The organism is Mesorhizobium sp. M1D.F.Ca.ET.043.01.1.1, from assembly GCF_003952385.1.
Lineage (GTDB): Bacteria > Pseudomonadota > Alphaproteobacteria > Rhizobiales > Rhizobiaceae > Mesorhizobium.
This window is the reverse complement of sequence record NZ_CP034444.1, coordinates 1,464,607-1,482,402: the sequence shown is the minus strand read 5'-3', so window position 1 is coordinate 1,482,402 and position 17,796 is coordinate 1,464,607. Positions and strand designations below refer to the sequence as shown.

Sequence of the window (17,796 nt, the reverse complement as noted above, 5' to 3'; positions counted from 1 at the left end):
TGCGCGCCTGCATAGTCCATTCCGTCAATTGGATTTGGAGTCGCATGATGGCAAGGGTTGTTCGCTTTCACGCTCGCGGCGGTCCGGAGGTGCTGCGCATCGAGGACGTCGAGGTCCCGCCGCCCGGTCCGGGCGAGGTGCGGATCCGCGTCAAGGCGCTGGGCTTGAACCGCGCCGAAGCCTCGCTGCGCAAGGGCAGCTATATCGAGACGCCGGCGCTGCCGTCAGGTCTTGGCCTCGAGGCGGCAGGCATCGTCGAGGCGGTCGGCGAGGGCGTCGATGATTTTGCGCCAGGCGATGTCGTCAGCATCATCCCGCCGCATTCGATGGGGCGCTGGCCGGCGTATGGCGAGCTCGTCACCTTTCCGGCCGAGCTTGTCGTGAAGCATCCGCCGTCGCTCGGCTTCGAAGCCGCCGCCGCGACATGGATGCAATATCTCACCGCCTATGGCGCGCTGGTCGATATCGCCCGTCTCGGCCGCGGCGAGCCCGTCGTCATCACCGCCGCCTCGAGCAGCGTCGGTCTGGCCGCGATCCAGATCGCCGGGATGATCGGCGCCGTTCCGATCGCAGTGACACGGACATCGGCCAAGAAGAGTGCTCTTCTCGATGCCGGCGCCGCTTATGTCGTGACCTCGCAGGAAGAGGATCTCGAAGCGCGGCTGAAGGAAATCGCGCCGCGGGGCGTGCGCGTCGTCCTCGACGCGGTCGGCGGTCCGATCTTCGCGCCGCTGACGGCCGCGATGTCGCGCGGCGGCATCCTCCTCGAATATGGCGGCCTGAGCCCCGAGCCGACGCCGTTCCCGCTGCTCGCGGTGCTGGCGAAGACGCTGACGCTGCGCGGCTACCTTGTCCACGAAATCACCGGCGATCCGGTGCGACTGGAAGCCGCCAAGGCCTTCATTCTCGACGGCCTCGCGTCGGGCGCGCTGAAGCCGGTGATCGCCAGGACCTTTCCGTTCGACAGGATCGTCGAGGCGCACCGCTTCCTCGAATCGGGCGAACAGTTCGGCAAGGTCGTCGTCACGGTTTGAGGCCCCAAAGAAAACGAGGCAGATTGTCGGGTGCCCGCGTCGGTCGTTCGTCCTCTGGCTGCAAAGCGCGATCAAGAGGAGCCTGCCAATGACCCCTACCATCACCGCCTTCGAACGGTCGCCCGATGGCGGCAGGGGGCAGGCACGCGACATGCGCGTGCGCTGGGCGCTCGAGGAAGTCGGCCAGCCTTACGACGTTCGCCTGCTCTCGTTCAGCGCGATGAAGCAATCCGCGCATCTTGCGGTCAATCCTTTCGGCCAGATTCCGACCTATGAGGAAGGCGATCTCTGCCTGTTCGAGTCCGGATCGATCGTGCTCCACATCGCGGAACGCCATGCAGGCCTGCTGCCGGACGACGCCAATGCCCGGGCGCGCGCCATCACCTGGATGTTCGCCGCCCTCAGCACGGCGGAGCCTCCGATCCTGGAACTCGTAACCGTCGTGATCCTAGAACGCGACGCGCCGTGGCGCGCTGAGCGCCTGCCCTTGGTGAACGACCGGATCCGCAAGCGGCTGACCGAGCTCTCCCGCTGCCTGGGTGATGCCGACTGGCTCGACGGCGCCTTCAGCGCCGGGGATCTTATGATGGTGACGGTGCTGCGCAGATTGAACCTGTCGGGACTGCTGGACGAATTCCCGAACCTCGCCGCCTACGTCGCCCGCGGCGAAGCGCGGCCTGCGTTCAAGCGCGCTTTCGATGCCCAGTTGGCGGTTGCCGCCGCCGCATCGACGGGCGGATGAGGCTGTCGGGGGTGGGTCTTCCTGGTCTACCAAAGCATCATCCGACGGGGTCTGCTGTTGTTCACGGCCGAAGGCAAATCTGCCGCGCTGACCAGCCGCGCGCTGCCTGCCATCGTGCTTATGCTGTTGTCTCCGAGATACTTCGCATGTGAACTATCTTGACAGCTGCCCGCCCAGCTTGCAGTGTATCCGTGACATGCAAACAGCGGTTCGGACCGACGTCGGAACGGCAATGCGCCGCAAAATTTTGCGCGCCAGGGAGAACTCAGCGCCGTGATGGCTGCCAGCAGAAACGATTTGCAACCCGCGACGATTGAACACCTGCTCGACCGCCAGCAGGCGCGGTTCCTCGACGCGCATCCGCGCTCGGCGGCGGCCTGGGAAGAGGGCAAGAGCACTTCCTCTATGGCGGGCCGTCGCACTGGATGCGGCGCTGGGCCGGCGGCTTCCCGGTCTACGCCGCCTCGGCGCGCGGCGCGCATATCCAGGACATCGACGGCCATGACTATGTCGACTTCGCGCTCGGCGACACCGGCGGCATGTGCGGCCACGCGCCCGAAGCGGTGACGCGCGCTGCGCTCCACCAGTTGCAGAACGGCAGCACCATGATGCTGCCCACCGAGGACAGCCTCCGGGTCGGCGAAGAACTCACGCGCCGCTTCGGCCTGCCTTACTGGACGCTGACCACCTCGGCCACCGACGCCAATCGCGGCGCCATCCGCATCGCGCGCATGATCACGGGACGCGACAAGGTGCTGGTCTTTTCCGGCTGCTATGACGGCGGCGTCGAGGAAGCGCATGTCGAGATCCGCGACGGCCGCGTCGGCATGCGCAACATGATCCATCCGAACGGCGTCGATCATTCCGCCGTCTCCAGGGTGGTCGAGTTCAACGACGTGGCGGCATTGGAGGACGCGCTGTCGCATCGCGACGTCGCCTGCGTGCTGACCGAGCCGCTGATGACCAATTTTGGCATGATCCCGGTCGCCGAAGGCTTTCACGCGGCCCTGCGCGAAATCACACGCCGCACCGGCACGGTGCTGATCATCGACGAGACCCACACCATCTCCAGCGGTCCCGGCGGCTATACCGCGCTGCACGGGCTGGAGCCGGACATGCTGGTGGCCGGCAAGGCGATCGCCGGCGGCATTCCGGCCGGTGTCTTCGGCGTCTCGCGGGAAATCGCCGAACGGCTCTGGAAAATCGTGCCGATGGTCAATCCGCGCGTGCGCCAGTCCGCGCATCTCGGCATCGGCGGCACGCTCGCCGGCAACGCGCTTACCGTCGCCACCATGCGCGCGGTGCTGGAGGAGGTGCTGACGCCGGCCAATTTCGAACTCATGATCGCCAACGCCACGCGGCTGGCCGAGGCCGCGCGCGGCGTCATCGGCGGCAGCAAACTGCCCTGGCATGTGACGCAGGTCGGCGCCCGCGCCGAGATCATGTTCATGCCCAAGCCGCCGCGCGACGGCGCCGACGTCATTGCCGGCCGGCGCGGCGACCTCGAGACGCTGCTGCATGCCTTCTACATGAACGAAGGCATACTGGTGACGCCGTTCCACACCATGTTCCTGATGTGCCCGGCAACTTCGGCGGCCGTTGTCGATCGCCACACCGAAGTCTTCGCTCGCTTCGTCGATCTGGTTCGCGACGCGGGCATCGTCTGAAGCAATGGCGAACCCGTTCGCCCGCACGGGCAGGGTGGTGACCCGCCGCGGGCGCGGCATCGGCATGGCATCCTCACGCGCTTCTCCCGGTCGGGCGCTTCCGCTCTCATGGCCAACCGCGCGCTGAATCCATCGGCGCCTGGTCTCCGGACATTTCGGAAAAGCAACCCGAAGCAGTCCTGTGCCATTTGACGTCTCATCTCCCACAAAATTTAAAACGTTTGCAATTCTGCGAAAGGCGATTACAAACGTTTCAACATCGCGTTCGGGAGGAACGATTGCCGGCCCGTGTCACCACGCTGAAAGAGCTTGCCGCCAGCCTGGGCCTGTCGATCACGACGGTGTCGCGGGCGCTTGCCGGCCATCAGCAGATCGCGCTGAAGACGCGCGAGCGTGTCACCCAGGCGGCGCGCCAGGCCGGCTATGTGCCCAACACCGCGGCGCGCACGCTGGTTTCCGGCCGCAGCGGCTTCGTCGGCCTGGTGCTGCCGATCCGCGGCCCCAATCTGGTCGATTCCTTCCTCGGCGAGTTCGTCACCGGGCTCGGCGAGGGGCTGGTGGCGCATGGCGCCGACCTCATCCTCGCCACGGCGGCGCAGGACCAGGCCGAACTGGCGGTATTGCGCCATGTCGTCGAATCCGGCCGGGCCGACGGCGTCGTCGTCACCCGTATCGCCGAAGTGGACGAACGCCTCGCCTATCTACGCAACCGCGGTTTTCCGTTCGTCGCGCATGGCCGGCTGCTCGACAGCGATTTTGCCTACAACTGGCTCGACACCGACGGCGCCCATGCCTTCGGCGAAGCCTTCGACATGCTCTACGATCTCGGCCACCGCCATTTCGGCCTGCTGACGATTTCCGAGCCGATGACGTTTCGACATCTCAGGCAGGACGGTCTCGCCGCGGCGATCGCCCGCCGCGGCGATCCTTCGGTGCGGCTCGACGTGGCAACCGCGCCCCGCTTCGATCGCGGCGCCCGCATCCAGGCCGTCAACCGCATGCTGCAGGCGCCCGATCGGCCGACCGCGATCATCGCCCTGTTCGACGAACTGGCGCTGACGGTCATGGAGGAGGCGTCACGCGCCGGGCTCACGGTGCCGCGCGACCTTTCTATCATCGGCTTCGACAATGTCGTCGCATCGGCCTATGCGCCGCCGGGCCTCACCACCTTCGATGCCTCGATCCGCCAATGCGCGCGCGAGATCGCCGACATGCTGCTCACCGTCATCGCCGACAAGCGGGCGGAGCCGCTGACCCGGCTGATCCGGCCGACGCTGGTGCCGAGGGCGAGCCATGGACCCGCGCCGCAGGCAAGAAACTGACGCCGGCGTGACGGCGCATATCCAGGGAGGAAAGAGCATGATCAACGCATTGAGGAAACTGGCGGGCGCGGCGCTGGCGCTGTCGCTGGCCACTGCGGGCGCCCACGCCGAGCAGGTGCTGTTCTGGTCGACGCAGGCGCGCCCGGTCGAGGAGACGCAGAAGATGCGCGACCAGGTCCTGAAGGGCTTCGACGGCCCGGTCGATTATCAGGTCGCCGAGGACGGCCCCTGGCTCACCCGCCTGCAGGCCGAATTGCAGGCCGGCTCCGGCGCCATCGGCCTGCTTGGCGGCCTGCATGGCGACTTCTCCACGGTCGGCGCCAGCCTTGTCGATCTCTCCGCCGTCGATGTCGGAGGGGTCAAGGTCAACGAGGCCTACAAGAAGCTCGGCATGCTCGGCACCGGCGAACAGAAATACATGCCATGGATGCAGGCCACCTATCTGATGGCGGCCAACAAGCAGGCGCTGCAATATCTGCCGCCGGGTGTCGATCTCAACACCATCACCTACGACCAGCTCATCGAATGGTCGAAAAACATCGCCGAAAAGACCGGCTCGCCGAAATTCGGCTTTCCGGCCGGCCCGAAGGGACTGAAGCACCGCTTCTTCGAAGGTTTTCTCTATCCGTCCTACACCGGCTCGATGGTGACCAAGTTCCGTTCACCGGAGGCCGAGACCGCCTGGAACAAGTTCAAGGAGCTGTGGCAGTACACCAATCCGAACTCGACCAATTACGCCTTCATGCAGGAGCCGCTGCTGTCGGGCGAGGTGTGGGTGGCGTTCGACCATGTCGCGCGCCTCGCCGACGCCTTCAACCAGAAGCCCGACGACTTTGTCGCCTTCCCGGCGCCGGCCGGTCCCGCCGGCCGCGGCTTCATGCCGGTGGTGGCCGGCGTCGCCATCCCCAAGACTTCGCCCGATGTCGACAAGGCCAAGGCGCTTGTCGCCTATATGCTGAAGCCGGAAACGCAGATCGCGACGCTGAAGGCGACCAATTTCTTCCCCGTCGTCGACGTCAAGCTGCCCGACGACGTGCCGGCCTCCGTGAAGAAGTTTGGCCCGGTGATCGCCGCCATGACAAGCGCGCCCGATGCGCTGCCGGCGCTGCCGCCGATGGGGCTCGGCGATCTCGGCGGCAAGTTCAACCAGGTCTACACCGACAGCTTCGAGCGCATCGTGCTCGGCGGTGAGGACGTGCATGGCGTCCTCGAACAGCAGGCGGCGGCGCTCAAGGCGATCATCGACCAGGCCAAGGCGCCGTGCTGGGCGCCCGACAAGCCGTCTAAGGGCGCCTGCCCGGTCGAATAGGATCCTCCCGAGGGGGCGCCCGGAGTTTGTTGCGCTCCGGGCGCCCAGACCGCAGCAAACAAGGACGCTAAGATGAACGGCAAGGCTCTGCCCTATCTGCTGCTGATGCCGGCGACGCTGTTCCTGTGCGTCTTCTTCCTCTATCCTTTTGTGCTTGTCGCTTTCGAAGCGGTGACCCGCGACGGCGCCTTCACCCTCGACAATTTCCGCGCCATGGCCGGCAGCTGGAAGTTTCCGGCCACCGTCCGCAACACGCTGCTGCTTGCTGCCATCGTCGTGCCGATCCAGCTCGCCATGGCGCTGCTGATGGCAAGCATCGTCTCGCGGCTGGAAGCCGGGCGTAGTGCCGCGCTCTACATCTTCGCCATTCCGCTCGGCATTTCAGACCTTGCCGCCGGCCTTATCTGGCTCGCCATCTTCGACCAGTCCGGCTTCCTCAACACGCTGCTCTCCAGCCTTGGCATCGTCGACCGGCCGGTCATGTTCCTCGGCTACCAGAGCAAGCTCACCATCTTCATCGCCGTCGTCCTGGCCGAGATCTGGCGTGCCACGGCGATCATGATGGTCATTCTCGTCGCCGGCATGGGGCTGATCCCCAGGGAGTATCACGAGGCCGCTGAGGTCTTCGGCGCCGGCCCGTGGAAGCGCTTCGTGCGCATCACCCTGCCGCTGCTCCGCCCCTCGCTGCAGACGGCGATCATCCTGCGCGTCATTCTTGCCTTCGAGGTGTTCGCCGTCGTCGCGGCCCTTGGCGGAACCAATCTGCCGGTGCTGATGGGCGAAACCTACAACTGGCAATTCACGCTGCAGGATCGCAACGTCGCCGCCGCCTCGGCGCTGCTCATCCTCGCCATCTCGATCGGCTTCACGCTGTTCTTCCTGAGAGTGCTGCGCGTGCCCAAAGAGGCGCGGATATGAAGGAGGCACGGATATGAAGGAGGTGCGCATATGAGCGCCGTCGCCGAGGCGCCGGTCGCCGCGACCGCCGATGCCCGCAAGGCCGGAGACTGGCTGCTCGTTGCCACCGCTATCCTGCTCTGCGTCTGGGTGCTGCTGCCGATCTATCTCCTGATCGTCAACGCGCTTTCGTCGCCGCAGGACGTGACCGGCTTTCCCAAGCGCTTCTTCCCGTCCTTCGATCTTGGCAGCCTGTCTTTCTTCATCAACTTCGCCGGCGTCGCCAGGGCGCTGTGGAACTCGGTGCTCGTCGCTACCCTGACGATGATCCTGTCCATTGGCTTTGGCGCGCCGGCTGGCTACGCGCTGTCGCGCTTCGATTTCGCCGGCAAGGGCACGTTCCGCTTCCTGGTGCTGATGACCCGCGCCTTCCCGTTGCCGCTCTTGGCGCTGCCGCTGGCGGTGATGTTCATCCGTACCGGCCTCGACGACACCGCGATTGGCCTGGCGCTGGTGCACACCACACTGGCGCTGCCCTTTGCCGTGCTGATCACCTTCTCGCTGTTCTCGGGCATTCCGGTCGAGCTGGAGGAGGCGGCCTGGACGCTTGGCTGCACCCGCTGGCAGGCCTTTCGCAAGGTGATCCTCCCGCTGGCCTTGCCTGGCATCGCTGCCTCGGCGGTGTTCGCCTTCACCATTTCCTGGAACGAAGTGTTCGCGGCCGCCGTGCTTACCATAGAGAACCGCACGCTGACGGCCTTCCTGCTGCAGAGCCTCGGCGAGTCGCCGCTCTACCTCAAATTCGCCGGCGGCGCGGCGCTGGTCGTGCCGGCGCTGATCTTCATCTTCGCAGTCAGGAAATATCTGTTCGCCATGTGGGGGATCGCCAACCGATGACCTGCGCGACGGAGAATGCTTATGGCTGAAATCGCGATCAAGGGCGTGGCCAAGCGCTTCGGCGGCTTCACCGCGCTGCATCAGGTCGACCTCAGCATCGCCGACCAGGAATTCATGGTGCTGCTCGGCGCCTCCGGCTGCGGCAAGACCACGCTGCTCAGGATCGTCGCCGGGCTGGAGACGCCGAGCCAGGGCGAGGTCTGGATCGGCGGCCGCCGCGTCGACCATCTGCCGCCGCGCGACCGCGGTATCGCCATGGTGTTCCAGAACTACGCCGTCTTCCCGCATCTGACCGTGTTCGAGAACATCGCCTTCGGCCTGCGCATGAAGAAGCTGCCGCACGCCGACGTCGAGCGGCGCGTCAACCGCACCGCCGAGCTGATGCATATCGAGCAGCTTTTGAAGCGCTATTCCGGCCAGCTATCCGGTGGCCAGCGCCAGCGCGTCGCCGTCGCCCGCGCGCTCGCCATGGAGCCGGACGTCATCCTGATGGACGAGCCGCTGTCCAACCTCGACGCGCTGCTCAGGCTGGAGATGCGGGCCGAGCTCAAAGGCGTGCTCGCGGCGTCGAAGACGACGACTATCTATGTCACCCATGACCAGGTCGAGGCGATGAGCCTCGCCGACCGTATCGCCGTCATGCATCAGGGCCGCATTGTCCAGGCGGCCTCGCCGGTCGAGGTCTACCGCAATCCGGCCGCGCGCTTCGTCGGCTCCTTCATCGGCAACCCGCCGATGAATTTCCTGCCGGCGTCCAAAGCCGCGAACGGCAGCTGGAGCGTGGCCGGCCTGACGCTGCCCGGCCCGAAATCGGACAGGCAAAAAATCGAATTCGCCATCCGCCCCGAGGACGTCGACGCCGGCGACAATGGATTGCAGGCCACAGTTCGCGTCATCGAGCCGCTCGGGCCGCACACGCTGGTCACCTGCGATGTCGAAGGCGGCTTGTTCCGCGCCGTGCTGGACTCCGCCGCCACTGTTGCCGTCGGCGACAGCCTGCGGCTAGCCCCCAAGCCTGACCGCATCCGCTGGTTCGATCCCGAAACCACCAATGCCCTCTGAAAGACCTCGATCCGCCATGACCGCCTCTGCCGCCCAAGACATCATCGCCCGCGCCGTCGAGGTGCTGAAGGAAAACGACCACGGCGACTACACCATCCCGACGAAGGGGCTCTACCCGTTCCAGTGGAATTGGGATTCCTGCCTGACGGCGCTCGGTCTCGCCCACTATGACGAGGCGCGCGCCTGGACCGAGATCGAGACGCTATTCGCGCATCAATGGCCCGACGGCATGGTGCCGCACATCGTCTTCCATGTCTGGAACGACGGCTATTTTCCTGGACCGGAAATCTGGCGCACCGGCCGTCCGACCGCGACCTCCGGCATCACCCAGCCGGCCGTCGCCGGCTTTGCCGTGCGCCGCCTGTTCGACCGCGCGAGCGACAGGAAGCTGGCGGCAGAGCGGGCTCGCGGCCTACTGCCCAAGATCGACGCCTGGCACCGCTGGTTCTACGAAAACCGTGACCCGAAAGGCGAGGGGCTGGTCGCGATCATCCACCCCTGGGAATCCGGCCGCGACAATTCCATCGATTGGGACGAAGCGCTCGAGCGCGTGCCGACCGAAGGTGTCGAACCCTACACCCGCCGCGACATCCTGCACGCCGACCCGGCGCATCGTCCGACCCAAGCGCAGTACGACCGCTATCTCTGGCTGGTGCAGCATTTTCGCGGGCTCGGCTGGGACAATGCCAGGCTGCACGACGCCTCGCCGTTCCAGGTCGTCGATCCGGGCTTCAATGCAATCCTGATCCGTGCCGCAGCCGATCTTGCCGATCTTGCCGAGGCGCTGGGCGAGACCGGGATCGCCGCCGCCAACCGCGCCCGCGCCGAAAAGGGCATCGCTGCGATGGAGCGCCTGTGGAGCGAGGCGCATGGCCAGTATCTCTGCCTCGACCGCGTCACCGGCAAGCTCCTCGACAGTGCCTCCGTTGGCGGCATCCTGCCGGCCTTCGCCGCCGTTCCTGAGGCGCGCGCCGCCGCGATCGCCGCAAGCGTCGAGCGGCTCGCCGGCAAGGCGCGCCACATCGTGCCATCGCACGATCCCGGCGATCCGCGCTTCGATGCCAAGCGCTACTGGCGCGGCCCGGTCTGGCTGGTGGTCAACTACATGATCGCCGACGGCCTTCTCGCCGCCGGCCACACCGAGGTCGCCGGGCGTATCACCCGCTCCAGCCTCGACCTGATCACCGAAAGCGGATTCGCCGAATATTACGACCCGCTCATCGGTGAACCGCTCGGCGGCGGCCGCTTCACCTGGACAGCGGCGATGGTCATCGAGTTTTTGCGCGGAATGTAAGAGTGCGTTCATCGAGCGCATAAACTTTGCGGCGGCTGGAGCTACACCAGCGCGCCGCAAACGGCTATCAATCGTCGCGACATCGTGCTTCGGGTCATGAGGGGCGGGCGGCTTGCAGCTGGATTTGAAGACAATCGAGGCTTTAGCCCCCGACCAGGCCTCGCTTGGCGCCGCCGCCAAGCTGACCAAGCGCTCGAACTGGCCTCGCCTCGAGACGAATGATCAGCTGGGGCTCATTTGGGGCGAATGCCAGGGCTCCGGGTCGAATCCCTACCGGGTCATGTTCGATACCGGCGACCATGGCTACAAATGCACCTGCCCATCGCGCAAGTTTCCATGCAAACACATCCTGGCATTGGCGTGGATCTGCGCCACGGCGCCGACCAGTTTCGCGCGCGTCGACCAGACGCCCGACTGGGTGAACGACTGGCTCGGCCGGCGCCGCAAGCCGGGTCAACCATCTGCGCCGACCGCAACCCGGTCGGAAGGCAAAAGCATCGACGAGGCAACGCGGTCGGAGCAGGTCGCCCCGGTCGAAGATGCGGTAACCGTCGAGCGCCGCGAGGCGGCGCAACGAAAGCGCGCCGAGGATACCCGAAGCGCCGTCTCGGCGGCGCTCGATGAACTCGATCAATGGATCGCGGATCAGCTTCGGCTCGGCCTTGCCGGCTTTGTCGATGCGTGCAGCGAGCGCTGCCGCCGCATCGCAGCCAGGCTTGTCGACCTCAAGGCCACCGCGCTTGCCGGCCGCATCGACGAGCTGCCGGCGCGGCTGATGGCACTGCGCAGCGAAGAACGGCCGGACGCGGCGATCCGCGAGCTCGGCAAGCTGGTGCTTCTCGCCAAGGCCTGGCGCGCGGCGCCCGAGGATGCCGAGCTGAAGCGCCTGGTTTCGACGTCGGAAACACGCGACCAGATCCTCGCCAATCCGGACGCCGTCCAGGTCGAGAGCGATTGGGAGGTGCTCGGAGAGAAGATCGAGACCCGCCGCGACGGCCTCGTCAGTCACGCCACATGGCTGCTCGACCTGAGGAGCTCAATCCCGCGCTTTGCCCTCCTGCTCGATTTCTTCCCGGCCTCGGCCGGGCGGCGATCCGGCGCCTTCGCGCCGGGAGACCGCTTCAAGGCGAGGCTGGTGTTCTATCCGTCGCGCAATCCGCTGCGGGCGCTGGTCGCGGAACGTCTGGGCGAGGCGGCGCCGGGCAGCTGGCCAGATTTCGCCCCGGATGCGGCCGATCCGCTGGCCGCTTACGCCACGTTCCAGGATGGCGCGCCATGGCTGGCCGATTGCCCGGTCCTCCTGCCAGCCGGCGCGATCGCGCTGGACGACAGGGACGGCGCCTGGTGGCAGGCGGCGAATGATCCGCATGCCATCGCGCTGCCTGTCGCGGGCTCGGTCAGCCAGACTTTGCTCGGCCTCGACCTCGCGGCGACGGCGGCGCTCTGGAATGGCGCCAGGCTCGAGCTTCTGGCATCGCAGAGCAGCATCGGGAGGGTCGATCTCTCATGAACGAGCTCGAGCAGTCAGGGCTGGCGAGACTGCGCGACGGCTGGATTTCCGGCGGCGCCGTTTTCGATCTTGCCCCTATCGAATGGAAGGAAGTTGCGACTGCTTCAAGCCCGGATGAGCAGGAGCGGCGGCTGCTCGCGATCGCCGCGCAGGCGCTGGACGTCGCGCTGCGGCCGGCGGCGCCGAAAACCCTGAAGCGGCGCCCGCCGCTGCCGGTGCTTGCGCTGCCGATGCTTCCCGACCGGCTGCGGCCGTTGCTGCGGGCAGCGTTGAAATATGCAACCGATGCGAGGCTCAAGACCCGTGTGGCCACGCTCGTCGCCAGCCGCGGCTTCGTGCTGCATCCGATGGATTGGATGCCCGCAACGTCATATCAGGAAAGTCCGGACGTCTATGCTCCCTGGGTCGACTGGCAGGCAGGCGCGGACAGCGAAAAACGGTCCCGACGCGAGCATCTGACGGCGGAAAGCTGGGATGATTTCTATCCCGCCGCGCGTCGTACCGCGCTGGTCGATTTACGGCGCACCATGCCTGCCTTGGCGCGGACCCTTATCGAGACAAAAGGGGCAAGCGAGCCTGCGGAGGTCAGGCTGGCGCTCATCGAACTCTTGCGCTTCGGCTTAGGGGCCGATGACGTGCCGTTCCTGAAGAGCCTGTCCGCCGATCGCTCAGGCAAGGTGCGCGAAATGGCCGGCCGGCTGCTGGCGAGATTAGGGGAGCGTGCCGATTCGACGGATGGCGGGTCGGATGATCCGACTGCTGAGCTCGCCGCCTTCATCGAGGAAGGCAAATCCGGCTTCATTCGCCGCCGCGCTACCTACGCGCCGATAAAACTCAAATCGCCTGCGCAACAAGCACGTCGCGCCGACTTGTTTGCATCCTGTTACTTCGGCGATCTCGTCGCCCGCTTCGGCAAGACGGAGTCCGATTTCATCGGCGCATGGCAGTTCGGCATCGATGACGGTGCCGATCTCTTTCTCGTTCGAATGGTCTCGGTGTCCGGCGGCGATGCTGCGGTGGCCTGTTCGGCGGATTTGCTTGTCGCCGCTGGCGGCAAGCTGGCGCTTCTCGTCCTCCAGCTCATGTTGCGTTTGGACAGCGGCAGGAAGCGTGTCCTGATCAGGCAGATCCTGAATGACGCGCAAAATCTGGCCGCGCTCAACCTGGTCGAAGGCGCGGAAGCAGGCTGGCTGGAATGGGCCGACCTTGCAAACGGCAGAACGCTTTCGGCGCTGCGTTCCGCCGTCTGTGGTGACAACGACGTCATGAAACGAAACGCCGAGCAATATCTCGAAGCCATAGGCTTTCTGGCCAATCCTGTGACGGCGGAAAAATTGATCGGCGAGGTCGTCGCCGCCGGCCTGCCGCCCGCTTCCCCATCGCTCGGCCTGCTGCGCCTCAACGCGGCGCTGGCCGGAAATCCTTCCCAATCCGACAGATGATCAATCCGGAGAAGATCGCATGAACGCAGCCATCCGCCTTCCGGCCGAACAGGTCTATGCCACCGAACTGCAGGCGCTGGCACGCGGCGACGACCGCCAGAAGCCGGTCGGCTGGAGCTTGTCGCCGAAGGCCGTGCTCACCTATCTGATGGGCGGCAAGGCGAGCGACGGCACGGTGATTTCGCCGAAATATGTCGGCCGCCGGCAATTGATGGAAACGGCGGTGGCGACGCTCGCGACCGACCGGGCGCTGCTTCTGCTGGGTGTTCCCGGAACGGCGAAATCCTGGGTTTCGGAGCATCTCGCCGGCGCCATCATGGGAAACTCGACGCTGATCGTGCAATGCACCGCCGGCACCGACGAGAACCAGATCCGCTATGGCTGGAACTATGCCCAGCTGCTGGCGAAAGGCCCGAGCCAGGAGGCGCTGGTGCCGACGCCGCTCTACCGCGCCATGCAGGAAGGCAAGCTCTGCCGCCTGGAAGAGCTGACACGCATGGGCTCGGACGTGCAGGACACGCTGATCACCGTGCTGTCGGAAAAGATGATGCCGGTGCCGGAGCTGAACACCTCGATCTACGCCCAGCGCGGCTTCAATATCATCGCCACCGCCAACAATCGCGACAAGGGCGTCAACGAGCTCTCCTCGGCATTGAAGCGGCGCTTCAATGTCGTAGTGCTGCCGCTGCCGGAAGATATGGCGGAAGAGGTCTCGATCGTCTCCCGGCGCGTCGGCGAGATGGCCGGCGGGCTGGACCTGCCGGTGCCGAAAAATGTCGGCGAGGAGATCGCCCGCGTGCTCACCATCTTCCGCGAGCTGCGCTCCGGCGCCACGGCCGACGGCAAGGTAACGCTGAAGACGCCGTCGGGCTCGCTGTCGACCGCCGAGGCGATCGCCACCATGGTCAGCGGCCTCAGCCAGGCGGCGTGGTTCGACGACGGCAAGCTGCATGCCGAAGGTCTGGCGCCCAGCCTGGTCGGGGCCATCGTCAAGGATCCGGTCCAGGACAAGGTCGTGCTGGAGGAATATCTGGAGACGGTGCTGAAGAAACGGCCGGACTATGCCGGCTATTGCGCGGCGCTCAATGCGGCCATCTGAACCATGACGCAGCCCGGCATCAGCTATTTCGGCATTCGCCATCACGGGCCTGGTTCCGCCGCGAGCCTGGTCAAGGCGTTGCAGGAAGTGCAGCCGGTGGCCGTGCTTATCGAGGGGCCGACGGATGCCTCGCCGCTGCTGCCGCTGCTCGCCAGCCCCGACATGAAGCCGCCGGTGGCGCTGCTTTGCTATCCGGAGGACGATCCGGCAGCGACGAGCTTCTGGCCCTTCGCCGAATTCTCTCCGGAATATCAGGCGGCGCTGTGGGCCGTCGCCAACAAGGCGGCGCTGCGCTTCATCGACCTGCCGTCCGCGGCGCGACTTGCCGGGACGGCGGCTGAAGGTTCGACCGACGCCGATGCCACCGAAGCAGGGGCCACCGAAGCAGGGGCCACCGAAGCGGAGACCTCCGAAGGTCAGGGCGAAGACGCCACCCGTATCCGCGATCCGATCGGCACCTTGGCGCGCGCCGCCGGTTACGAGGACGGCGAAAGCTGGTGGTCGGACATCATCGAGCAGAATCCCGAGCCCGGGCCGATCTTCGCGGCCATAGCCGACGCCATGACGACGCTGCGCGACGGCGAGGGCGCGATCGTCAAGTTCGAGGCCATGCGCGAGGCGCATATGCGCCTCGAGATCGCCGCCGCGCGGAAAGAATTCGATGGGCCGCTGGCCGTCGTCTGCGGCGCCTGGCATGTTCCGGCATTACAGGCAGCGCATACGCAAAAGAGCGACCAGGCGCTGCTGAAGGGCATCGGCGGGCGCAAGACCACGATGACGTTTGCGCCATGGACGGCGCCGCGCCTGGCGCTGGGCTATGGCTACGGCGCCGGCGTCGTCGCGCCAGGCTGGTGCAAGCATCTGTGGCAAACGCGCGGACAGCATGACGCCTCGGTCCTGTGGCTCGCCAGGATCGCCGCAGTGCTCCGGGCGAAGGGCCACATGATTTCCACCGCCTCGCTGATCGAGGCGGAACGCCTGGCGCGGGCGCTCGCCGCGATCCGCGAGCGGCCGAAGCCCGGCTTCGAGGAATTGCGCGATGCCTCGATCGCGGCGCTCTTCAACGGCGAGGCCCTGCTGTGGAAGATGGTCGAAGCCGAGCTGCTGCTCGGCGCCGATGTCGGCGAGATCCCGCCCGACACGCCGCTCGCGCCGCTGATCGACGACCTGCAGCGCAACCAGAAAGCCGCCCGCCTGAAGCCCGAAGCTCTGGAGCGGGAGCTTTCCATTGATCTGCGCAGCGAGAGCGGGCTCTTCCGGTCGACGCTGCTGCATCGGCTGAACGTGCTCGGCGTGAGCTGGGGCAGGCTGACGGATGTCGGCCGCAGCCGCGGCACGTTTCGCGAGCGCTGGTTGCTGGCCTGGCAGCCGGAATATGCCGTTCGCCTGGTCGAGAACCTGATCTACGGACCAACCATCGAGAAGGCCGCCAATGGCAGCCTCGTCCAGATGATCGGCGCCGCCACGACGCTCGACGCTCTGGCCACGCTGGTCCAGAGCGCCATCACGGCGGCACTGAACGAGGCATCAGCAGCCGGCCTGGCCGCACTTGAAGAGAAGGCGGCGCACAGCAGCGAGTGCCTGGAACTTCTCGCTTCGGTGCCGCCGCTTGCCGACATCATCCGCTACGGCGAAGCGCGCAAGACCGAGACGGTGCGCCTTGCCGGCCTCTTGGAACGGCTGACCATCGAAGGCGCGATCGCGCTGCCCTACGCCGCGCGCGACCTCGACGCCCAGGCTGCGGCCGCACTGATGGGCGCGCTGCGCAAGGCCGACGAGGCGATCAAGCTGGTGGAGTCGGACGAGCATGTTCTGGAGGCCTGGCGGGGTGGCCTCGCGGCAGTGCTCGATTCCTCGCGCTCGACCGCGCTGGTTGCCGGCTGCGCCGCGCATCTTCTCTATGAGGCCGGGCACCTGTCCGCCGAAGCCACGGCCGACCTCTTGGCGAGACGCCTGTCGCCGGGAACGCCGGTCGCCGATGCCGCCGCCTTCTTCGAAGGCTTCTTCAGCGGCGCCGGCCAGCGGCTGATCTACGACGAAGGGCTGCGTGGCGCCGTCGATGCCTGGCTGGCATCGCTCGACGAGGAGGCCTTCGTTGCGCATCTGCCGCTGCTGCGCCGCGTCTTTTCCAATCTCGACAGCATGGAGCGCCGGCGCCTGATCGAGGCGGTGCTCGGCCGCCGGGCAAGCCTGCCCGCCGGGCTGACGCCGGCGCCGGATGGCGGTGCGGCCTGGCGCAGGCATTTTGGTGTCCTCGGCAAGCTGCTTGCAGGGGAGTCCAGCCATGGATGATGAAACCATTGGGCCGGACCTCGATCCGAAGGAAGGAGCGCGAGAGCGCCGCTGGCGCCTGGCGATCGGCGCCGACGACGAGGTCTCCTCGGCGCTCTCGGCGGAAGATCGCCGGCTTTCGGCGGCGCTCGACGCACTCTATGGCGATGGCAGCGGTGATCCCGGCACCGACCAGCGCAAGCGGCGCGGCGGGCTCGGCCGCTCGGCGCCGCGCGTCGCGCAATGGATGGGCGAGATCCGCTCGTTCTTCCCCGAACAGGTCGTCCAAATCGTGCAGAAGGACGCCTTCGAGCGGCTGAACCTGAAGCAGATGCTGATGGAGCCGGAATTCCTCAAGGCGATAGAGGCAGACGTCAATCTCGTCGCCGATCTGGTCTCGCTGCGCTCGGCGATGCCGGACAAGACCAAGGACATCGCGCGCTCGATCATTTCCGACATCGTCGCCAAGCTGATGCAGCGTCTCGAGCAGAAGACCGCCGAGGCGATCCGAGGCGCACTCGACAAGTCGCGGCGCACCAACCGGCCAAGGCAGCGCGATATCGACTGGCCGCGCACGATCGCGGCGAACCTTCGCCATTATCAGCCGGAACACAAGACCGTGGTGCCGGAAAAGCTGGTCGGTTTCATGCGCCGCCAGCGTCGCCTGGTCGACCTCGACGAGGTGACGCTCTGCGTCGACCAGTCCGGCTCGATGGCGAGCTCGGTGATCTATGCCTCGATCTTCGCGGCGGTGATGGCGTCGCTGCCGGTCGTGCGCACCAAGCTCGTCTGCTTCGACACCGCGATCGTCGACCTGACGGAAGAGCTCAGCGATCCGGTCGAGGTGCTGTTCGGCGTCCAGCTTGGCGGCGGCACCGACATCAACCAGGCGGTCGCCTACTGCGCCGAGCGCATCGAGCGGCCGACCAAGGCGCATTTCGTGTTGATCACCGACCTTTACGAAGGTGGCAACGGCAAGGAGCTTCTCCAAAGGCTGGCAGCGCTTGTCCGGTCAGGCGTCAACGTCGTCGTGCTCCTGGCGCTGACCGACCAGGGCCGTCCCGGCTACGACCCGTCCATGGCCGGCTCCGTTGCAGCGCTGGGCATTCCGGTCTTTGCCTGCACGCCGGATCATTTTCCCGACATGATGGCGGCGGCACTGCGTCGCGAGGACATCGGCGCCTGGGCCGCCGGAGCGGACATCAAGCTCATTCGCGCCGACGCCGAAACGCCAAACGCCGCCGAGTAAG

General features: G+C 66.4%; 14 protein-coding genes. All 14 read left to right on the top strand.

The window, feature by feature from the left end:
• Nucleotides 1-47 precede the first annotated feature (47 nt).
• The 14 genes from EJ067_RS07470 to EJ067_RS07405 all read left to right on the top strand — a co-directional run bounded on the left by EJ067_RS07470 (nucleotide 48) and on the right by EJ067_RS07405 (nucleotide 17,795).
• Nucleotides 48-1,034: a zinc-dependent alcohol dehydrogenase family protein gene (locus tag EJ067_RS07470; protein WP_126085383.1), complete on the top strand. Its 987-nt coding sequence runs from the start codon at nucleotides 48-50 to the stop codon at nucleotides 1,032-1,034.
• 88 nt (nucleotides 1,035-1,122) lie between these two features.
• The gene (locus EJ067_RS07465) at nucleotides 1,123-1,776 is read left to right on the top strand and encodes a glutathione S-transferase family protein (protein ID WP_126085382.1); all 654 of its coding nucleotides are present in this window, start codon (nucleotides 1,123-1,125) and stop codon (nucleotides 1,774-1,776) included.
• A 425-nt stretch (nucleotides 1,777-2,201) separates the two neighbouring features.
• A complete protein-coding gene (locus EJ067_RS07460) occupies nucleotides 2,202-3,443 on the top strand; it encodes a transaminase (RefSeq protein ID WP_245468194.1) in 1,242 nt (413 codons plus the stop codon).
• A 278-nt stretch (nucleotides 3,444-3,721) separates the two neighbouring features.
• Nucleotides 3,722-4,765 carry a substrate-binding domain-containing protein gene (locus EJ067_RS07455; RefSeq protein ID WP_126085381.1) on the top strand — a complete coding sequence of 348 codons (1,044 nt, stop codon included), beginning with the start codon at nucleotides 3,722-3,724 and terminating at the stop codon, nucleotides 4,763-4,765.
• A gap of 37 nt (nucleotides 4,766-4,802) precedes the next feature.
• Complete coding sequence (locus EJ067_RS07450; protein WP_126085380.1) at nucleotides 4,803-6,074, top strand: ABC transporter substrate-binding protein; 1,272 nt, start codon at nucleotides 4,803-4,805, stop codon at nucleotides 6,072-6,074.
• 72 nt (nucleotides 6,075-6,146) lie between these two features.
• The gene (locus tag EJ067_RS07445; protein ID WP_126085379.1) at nucleotides 6,147-6,992 is read left to right on the top strand and encodes a sugar ABC transporter permease; all 846 of its coding nucleotides are present in this window, start codon (nucleotides 6,147-6,149) and stop codon (nucleotides 6,990-6,992) included.
• A 30-nt stretch (nucleotides 6,993-7,022) separates the two neighbouring features.
• Nucleotides 7,023-7,868, top strand: a complete 846-nt coding sequence (locus EJ067_RS07440; RefSeq protein WP_126085378.1) for a carbohydrate ABC transporter permease — start codon at nucleotides 7,023-7,025, stop codon at nucleotides 7,866-7,868.
• Nucleotides 7,869-7,889: 21 nt separating this feature from the next.
• On the top strand, nucleotides 7,890-8,930 hold the full coding sequence (locus EJ067_RS07435) for an ABC transporter ATP-binding protein (protein ID WP_126085377.1): 1,041 nt from the start codon (nucleotides 7,890-7,892) through the stop codon (nucleotides 8,928-8,930).
• A gap of 16 nt (nucleotides 8,931-8,946) precedes the next feature.
• Nucleotides 8,947-10,224 carry a trehalase family glycosidase gene (locus tag EJ067_RS07430; protein WP_126085376.1) on the top strand — a complete coding sequence of 426 codons (1,278 nt, stop codon included), beginning with the start codon at nucleotides 8,947-8,949 and terminating at the stop codon, nucleotides 10,222-10,224.
• Between the two features lie 112 nt (nucleotides 10,225-10,336).
• The gene (locus tag EJ067_RS07425) at nucleotides 10,337-11,734 is read left to right on the top strand and encodes an SWIM zinc finger family protein (protein ID WP_126085375.1); all 1,398 of its coding nucleotides are present in this window, start codon (nucleotides 10,337-10,339) and stop codon (nucleotides 11,732-11,734) included.
• Between the two features lie 215 nt (nucleotides 11,735-11,949).
• Nucleotides 11,950-13,176, top strand: a complete 1,227-nt coding sequence (locus EJ067_RS07420) for a DUF5691 domain-containing protein (RefSeq protein WP_245468193.1) — start codon at nucleotides 11,950-11,952, stop codon at nucleotides 13,174-13,176.
• Between the two features lie 19 nt (nucleotides 13,177-13,195).
• Nucleotides 13,196-14,275 carry an AAA family ATPase gene (locus EJ067_RS07415; protein WP_126085373.1) on the top strand — a complete coding sequence of 360 codons (1,080 nt, stop codon included), beginning with the start codon at nucleotides 13,196-13,198 and terminating at the stop codon, nucleotides 14,273-14,275.
• A 3-nt stretch (nucleotides 14,276-14,278) separates the two neighbouring features.
• A complete protein-coding gene (locus tag EJ067_RS07410) occupies nucleotides 14,279-16,567 on the top strand; it encodes a DUF5682 family protein (protein WP_126085372.1) in 2,289 nt (762 codons plus the stop codon).
• A complete protein-coding gene (locus EJ067_RS07405) occupies nucleotides 16,560-17,795 on the top strand; it encodes a VWA domain-containing protein (protein WP_126085371.1) in 1,236 nt (411 codons plus the stop codon). Before EJ067_RS07410 ends, EJ067_RS07405 begins: the two co-directional genes overlap by 8 nt.
• Nucleotide 17,796: the final 1 nt, after the last annotated feature.

Excerpts from the sequence above, each read along its gene's own strand:
- EJ067_RS07465 (WP_126085382.1), top strand. The coding sequence starts at position 1,123 with ATGACCCCTACCATCACCGCCTTCGAACGGTCGCCCGATGGCGGCAGG.
- EJ067_RS07415 (WP_126085373.1), top strand. The coding sequence starts at position 13,196 with ATGAACGCAGCCATCCGCCTTCCGGCCGAACAGGTCTATGCCACCGAA.
- EJ067_RS07405 (WP_126085371.1), top strand. The coding sequence starts at position 16,560 with ATGGATGATGAAACCATTGGGCCGGACCTCGATCCGAAGGAAGGAGCG.
- EJ067_RS07430 (WP_126085376.1), top strand. The coding sequence starts at position 8,947 with ATGACCGCCTCTGCCGCCCAAGACATCATCGCCCGCGCCGTCGAGGTG.
- EJ067_RS07470 (WP_126085383.1), top strand. The coding sequence starts at position 48 with ATGGCAAGGGTTGTTCGCTTTCACGCTCGCGGCGGTCCGGAGGTGCTG.
- EJ067_RS07435 (WP_126085377.1), top strand. The coding sequence starts at position 7,890 with ATGGCTGAAATCGCGATCAAGGGCGTGGCCAAGCGCTTCGGCGGCTTC.
- EJ067_RS07450 (WP_126085380.1), top strand. The coding sequence starts at position 4,803 with ATGATCAACGCATTGAGGAAACTGGCGGGCGCGGCGCTGGCGCTGTCG.
- EJ067_RS07410 (WP_126085372.1), top strand. The coding sequence starts at position 14,279 with ATGACGCAGCCCGGCATCAGCTATTTCGGCATTCGCCATCACGGGCCT.
- EJ067_RS07445 (WP_126085379.1), top strand. The coding sequence starts at position 6,147 with ATGAACGGCAAGGCTCTGCCCTATCTGCTGCTGATGCCGGCGACGCTG.
- EJ067_RS07440 (WP_126085378.1), top strand. The coding sequence starts at position 7,023 with ATGAGCGCCGTCGCCGAGGCGCCGGTCGCCGCGACCGCCGATGCCCGC.
- EJ067_RS07460 (WP_245468194.1), top strand. The coding sequence starts at position 2,202 with ATGCGGCGCTGGGCCGGCGGCTTCCCGGTCTACGCCGCCTCGGCGCGC.